Source organism: Paenarthrobacter sp. CCNWLY172 (genome assembly GCF_037402035.1).
Classification (GTDB): domain Bacteria; phylum Actinomycetota; class Actinomycetes; order Actinomycetales; family Micrococcaceae; genus Arthrobacter.
Genome location: NZ_JBBEGB010000026.1, coordinates 1 through 5696, shown reverse-complemented (window position 1 = coordinate 5696; position 5696 = coordinate 1). Strand labels below are relative to the sequence as shown.

At 62.7% G+C, this 5696-nt stretch carries 6 protein-coding genes; 4 read left to right on the top strand and 2 right to left on the bottom strand.

All coding sequences use genetic code 11. From position 1 onward, the window contains the following. Positions 1 to 411: 411 nt before the first annotated feature. Together WBN73_RS21310 and WBN73_RS21305 are read left to right on the top strand one after the other, a co-directional pair. Positions 412 to 555: a hypothetical protein gene (locus tag WBN73_RS21310; protein WP_337341276.1), complete on the top strand. Its 144-nt coding sequence runs from the start codon at positions 412 to 414 to the stop codon at positions 553 to 555. Next, entirely contained in the window at positions 548 to 979 is a 432-nt protein-coding gene (locus WBN73_RS21305) for an Hpt domain-containing protein (protein WP_337341277.1), read from the top strand. Before WBN73_RS21310 ends, WBN73_RS21305 begins: the two co-directional genes overlap by 8 nt. A gap of 63 nt (positions 980 to 1042) precedes the next feature. On the opposite strand, the gene WBN73_RS21300 is transcribed toward WBN73_RS21305, so the two are convergent. After that, complete coding sequence (locus WBN73_RS21300) at positions 1043 to 2326, bottom strand: MFS transporter (RefSeq protein WP_337341278.1); 1284 nt, start codon at positions 2324 to 2326, stop codon at positions 1043 to 1045. 246 nt (positions 2327 to 2572) lie between these two features. Between WBN73_RS21300 and WBN73_RS21295 the strand changes: the two genes are divergently transcribed. Then, complete coding sequence (locus WBN73_RS21295) at positions 2573 to 3313, top strand: IclR family transcriptional regulator (protein ID WP_207595421.1); 741 nt, start codon at positions 2573 to 2575, stop codon at positions 3311 to 3313. A 117-nt stretch (positions 3314 to 3430) separates the two neighbouring features. After that, complete coding sequence (locus WBN73_RS21290) at positions 3431 to 4618, top strand: 4-hydroxybenzoate 3-monooxygenase (RefSeq protein ID WP_337341279.1); 1188 nt, start codon at positions 3431 to 3433, stop codon at positions 4616 to 4618. 131 nt (positions 4619 to 4749) lie between these two features. Here WBN73_RS21290 and WBN73_RS21285 read toward each other — a convergent pair. Then, positions 4750 to 5696 (bottom strand): HNH endonuclease signature motif containing protein (locus WBN73_RS21285; RefSeq protein WP_337455715.1); only part of this gene is annotated, 947 nt, incomplete at its 5' end.

The window sequence follows — 5696 nt, the reverse complement described above, 5'->3', positions numbered from 1 at the left end:
ACCGCGTTCCCCACCACCGCGAACAACGACTTCCAAGGCGCCACCTCCACCATCGCCTTCTCCTTCACCGGCACCCAGCGCACCGAAACCACCAAATAACACCCACCCGCTGACCCCCAACAGGCAGCCCGCGGTAACACCGGGCAGCCAGCTGCGATTGCCGCAACAGAAACACCGTCAAGCCCCGCCGGGCCTGGTCGGGCGCCCCCCTGCCCGATCAGGTCCGCCGGTATTTTCCCGGCAGCCAATATTCCGGGCCAGCTGTATTAATGAGTACGCCGGATCCCTGATCACACCCTGGTCCTGAGCCAGCCTTGAGGACTTTCCGAAGGAAGCCGGAGCCGGGCCACGCAGGCTCCGATTCAGGCTCGCCCCGGAAGCCGATCAACACCCGGAAGGAACGCCAGGACAATGAGCACCCTCAACAGCGCCCCCATCACAGGCATCAAGGCAGCCGACGTCACTACCTGCCACATCCCGGGCGAAGACCAGCGGGTGAAAACCCAGATCATCACCACTGGCGCCCCAGAGCCCGAAGCAGCACCTGGTGAGTGACTGGCGGGCAGTGATGAGTCACGCTGAACCACACCCGACACCATCGGAATCTGTTCTGGAGGCGTGCACGCTACAGGCACTGGCTGATGAGTTGGACGACTCTGCGCCGGCCATCAGCTTCCTCTCCACATACCTGTCCATGCTGCCGGGCAGGATCCTCAGAATCTCCACGGGCCTTTGCCTGCGCGATGCCGATGCCAGTATGGACGCGGTCTTGAGCCTCAAGATTTCCTCCGCCATGGTGGGGGCTTTGGAAACGGAAAACCAGTGCCGGGCCATTGAAATCATGATCCGGGGCGACCATTTCGATTCCGCGGTCCTGGCACTCCCCGCGCTGCAGAACTCCACGGACCGCTGCTTCGCGGCGGGTCCGCAGCTGCTCGTGAAAGCGCAAGGGTCACTGCGGCAGGGCCAAGGGCAATGAATCCCGGGCGGTGAGCGCCCGGTGGTGAATCCCCGGCGGTGAGCTCCCGGTGGTGAAAATGAGTTAGTGGTGGGTCGGCACGGAGGTGTCGGCGGCTTTGACCTCATGCGGCACCAGGAACAACGCGGCAACGGCCAGGACACCGGCACCTGCAAAGACGTAGAAGCCTGCAGGGTAGGCGATATTCGCGGCCACCAGGGTTCCGGTCACCGCAGGACCAACGATCGCGCCCAACCTGCCGACCCCCGCAGCGAAGCCCAGTGCAGTTCCGCGGAGCCTGGCCGGGAAGAGCTGGCTGACCCAGGCATACACCAGCACCTGGGAGCTGAAGACAAAGACTCCCGTCACGAAGACGGCCGCGTTGAGCAGGAATTCGTTCTGGATCTTGACGCTGAGGATGGCAAGCAGCACCGCCGACAACCCGAACCACAGCAGCACGATCTTCTTGGTCCCATGCTTATCGGCAAGGATTCCGGCGACGAACAGCCCCGCCACGGCGCCTACATTCAGGACCAGCAACAGCGTCAGCCCGGTGCTCACGGGATATCCGGCGGCAGCCATCAGTTGCGGCAGCCACGTATTCAGCCCGTAGACCAGCAGCAGCCCCATGAAGGATGCAATGCCAATACCAACCGCCACCAGAGGATAGGGCTTCTGCAGGAGGTCGCGGAAGCCGGTCTTTGGTTTGGTACCGGCAGAATGTTCGACGGCGGCCGCCGCCTGTGCGGATCCGCCCGCCTTGGACTCGCCCTCGTTGGCCGGAGTTGCTTCCGGGAGGGATTCGGGCAACTTGGCCCACAGGAATGGCAGCAGTACCAGCCCAGCCACGCCACCGATGATGAACATGAGCCGCCAGTCGGGAACAATGAAAATGGCCAACAAGGCTGTGGATACGGCGCCCACGTGGTACCCGGTCATGGTCCGGGTGGTGGACTTTCCGGCTGATCCTGCTGGTGCGTAGTCGTTCATGTATGCCAATGCCGCCGGAAGGCAGGCGCCCAACCCTAGACCGGCCAGCAGGCGGAGCAGTGAGAAGACCGCAACGTTCGGGGCGAAGGCAACGCCGATGGTGAACAGCGAGAAGCCTGCCACGCAGGCGATCAGGAGTTTCCTACGGCCAAACTTGTCCGATAGCGGCGCGATGAACAGCGCCCCGAGACCAACGCCAACCAAGGAAATGGTGGCCGCGAAGGTGGCTCCGACCGCGTCGAAGCCCAGCTCACCGGTCTTGATGAGTGTGGGGATGACAGTTCCGAGAACCACGAGGTCGAAGCCGTCCAGAACCATGGCCAGCCAGCACAGCCAAACGGGCCATTGGGAGCGGCGGGCAGATGACATCGTTGGCATAGCGTCCTCGGTACTTCGTTGTTGTTGGTCTTGGCTGATCGATTCCAGAGCCAAAGAACGTTCGGTCGGTCATGAGAGTTGTATCACCGTCTGATGTTGTGTGGCACACGTTCTACCATTGAATGGAAGGCGTCTGCAGGCATGGATGTCACCCACTCTCCACAAAGCAGGCCCCCTGACCTGCAAGCAACCGACCAGCAAACAACCGACCAGCAAGCAACCGACCAGCAAGCAAAGGAGCGCATCGTGGCCAACTCAGCATCCGGAGATTCCGTGGTTGACCGCGTAGTGCGGGTGATAGAAGCCTTTCCTGAGGGGGTAACCTCGCTGCAATTGACCGAGTTGGCTGACCGGGCCGGGCTCCCGCTATCCTCGGCGCATCGATTGGTCCGCCAACTCTCGGAGCATGGGTTGCTGGATCTTGGTGCCGGCGGGACGGTGCGCCTGGGCCTGCGTCTGTGGGAACTCGTCAACCGCAATTCGCCGACCTTGGCCCTCCGGCAAGCTGCCATGCCCTTCATGGAGGATATCCAGCAGGTCCTGAACCAGAACGTGAACCTTGCCGTGCTGGAAGGGTGGGAGGCGCTCTTCGTGGAGCGGCTTTCGCGGAGGGGATCAGTGGCCAACCGGGCCAGGATCGCCGGAAGGATGCCTGTCCACATCTCCTCGGCAGGGCTGGCCCTGATGTCCCACCAATCACGGGAACTGCAGGCGGAGTACCTCGAACAATTCGAGGATCCATCCGGGAAGGTGACTGCCGACGTCGTGCGTCATTTCCTGGCCGAAACGGCCCAGCAGGGATACGCGCAGCTCGCGGGTGTTGTGGATCCTGACACGTGGGGCATTGCCGTTCCTGTGATGAATGGCAAGCGTCGGACCGTGGCGGCACTGGGTGTCGTGGTCCCGCTGGCTGAGATGAGGCTGCAGGCGCTGGTACCGGCGCTCCAAACGGCAGCCCGCGGCATCGGACGCCAACTGGGTGATTAATGGAGCTTCCGTTCAACGGAATTGCTGTAACGTCGATCACCCGTCGCGGGCCACACTGATTCCAGATTCATCCCGCTTCAGAGCAAGCCGGGATCCGCAGCGAAGCGAGGAACAACCATGGTACGCACACCCATCAGCACCCAAGTGGCCATTATGGGCGCAGGCCCCGCAGGCCTCATGCTCTCCCATTTGCTGGCCAAACAGGGCATCGAGTCCGTAGTGGTGGAGATCCGCAGCCGCAAGGACATCCAGGAGACGGTTCGCGCCGGAATTCTTGAGCACGGGACTGTGAACTTGTTGGTGGATTCCGGCGTCTCCGACCGAGTGCTTCGCGAAGGCGACCGGCACGACGGCATCGAGTTGCGGTTCAATGGCGAGAGCCACCGGATCAACTTTAAGGAACTCGTCGGCGAATCGGTCTGGCTGTACCCGCAAACTGACGTTTTCATGGACCTCGCAGCGAAGCGGGAGGCCGACGGCGGCGATGTCCGGTACAGCGTCACGGACACCACGGTTCACGACCTCGAAGGCAAGCCAAAGGTGTGGTTCACGGACGCCGACGGCCATGAATTCGAAATCCAGGCCGACTTCCTGGTGGGAGCTGACGGATCCCGCAGCCACTGCCGCTTCCAGATCCCCGAGGCCGACCGAAAGTGGTACTTCCACGAGTACCCTTTCGCATGGTTCGGGATCCTCGCCGAAGCTCCGCGCAGCGCCGACGAACTGATCTACGCCAACTCCGAGAACGGATTCGCCCTGATCAGCCAGCGCACCGAAACTGTGCAGCGTATGTACTTCCAGTGCGATCCCAAGGAAAACGTGGCCGACTGGGATGACGAACGCATCTGGAACGAATTCCGCAAGCGCGTCAACGGCAACGGGTTTGAGCTCAAGGAAGGGCCCGTGCTGGAGAAAATGGTCCTGCCATTCCGTAGCTTCGTCCACACCCCCATGCGCTACGGCAACCTCTTCCTGGCCGGCGATGCGGCGCACACTGTTCCACCCACGGGAGCCAAGGGCCTCAACCTGGCTATCCATGACGTCAAAATGCTCTTTGAGGGCTTCGACTCCTACTACTCCAAGGGATCCACGGCGCTGTTGGATTCGTACAGCGACCGTGCTTTGGACCGCGTATGGCAGGCCCAGCACTTCTCATACTGGATGACGTCCATGCTTCACACGGTGCCGGGTGCCGACGACTTCGACCGCGCCCGACAACTCGGTGAACTGCACTCGGTGGTGACTTCTGAGCACGCTAAGGCATACCTCGCAGAGTCTTACACAGGCTGGCCCGCCTCGCACTAAGCCCGCGGATTTGCCGGGCAAACCGTTCAGCAAGCGCTCGACGGTGGCTCATCTCCTGATGGCGATGGGTCGCCGCCCCCGGAGCAAGATCGGGCCCTTGGCCTCTTCCCCCCCAGTTGAACCCGGGCCTCCTATGTTCTGTGGGGTGTGTGGTGGTGGTTGCGTCGGGGTGTTTGGTGTGGGTCGATGTGGGGTGGGGGGATGAACCAGGGGATGCCGGTTTTGATGTCGATGCGCCATTGTTCTTTGTGGATGAGGTGGTGGTGGTGGCTGCAGAGCAGGGTGCCGTTGTCTGTTGAGGTGGTGCCGCCGTTGGACCAGTAGGTGGTGTGGTGGGCTTCGCACCAGGGTGCGGGCATGGTGCAGTCGGGGAAGGCGCATCCTTGGTCGCGGGCGGTGATGGCTTTGCGGATGTGGGGTGGGAAGATCCGGGTGGTGCGGCCGATGTCCAGGACGCGGGAGTCGCTGCCGAGCACGACGGGGAGGATGTCGGCGTCGCAGGCGATTTTGCGGATGGTGTTCGGGTGCATAGGGCCGGTGAAGGTCGCGGTGCCAGTCCCTATCCCAGCCCCAGTCGCTATCCGAGTCCCTGTCCCTATCCCAGTTACTGGCGCTGTCCCGGCTCCGGTCCCTAGCCCAGCCACTGTGCCGGCTCCGGTCCCTAGCCCAGCCACTGTGCCGGTGCCGGTCCCTAGCCCAGCCACTGTGCCGGTGCCTGTCCCTAGCCCAGCCACTGTGCCGGTGCCGGTGCCGGGGTTGTGGAGGTGGTTGTGGACTTGTTCGAGGAGTTCTTGGTATCCGATGGTGACGGTGAGTTGGGGTGGGAGGCCGCCGTTGGCGGGTAGTTTTTCGGTGCGCATGGCGAGGCTGCAGGCGCTGGTGAGGCCGTTGAGGAGTTTCTGTGGGCGGCTGCGCCGGTCCAGGTCCGGACCGGCAGGGCCCGTCTGATCGGCATCGGCAACGGCATCGGTAATGACTTCGGTATCGGCTTCGGTGCCGGGGGTGGTGAGGCGGGGGTTGGTGGCGACGTTCATGGCGGTGGTGAGGATTTCGTATTGTTCGTCGGTGGCGAAGATTT

Bases quoted from the DNA above. Each gene is read 5' to 3' on its own strand.
- WBN73_RS21310 (WP_337341276.1), top strand. From the start codon at position 412: ATGAGCACCCTCAACAGCGCCCCCATCACAGGCATCAAGGCAGCCGAC.
- WBN73_RS21300 (WP_337341278.1), bottom strand. From the start codon at position 2,326: ATGCCAACGATGTCATCTGCCCGCCGCTCCCAATGGCCCGTTTGGCTG.
- WBN73_RS21290 (WP_337341279.1), top strand. From the start codon at position 3,431: ATGGTACGCACACCCATCAGCACCCAAGTGGCCATTATGGGCGCAGGC.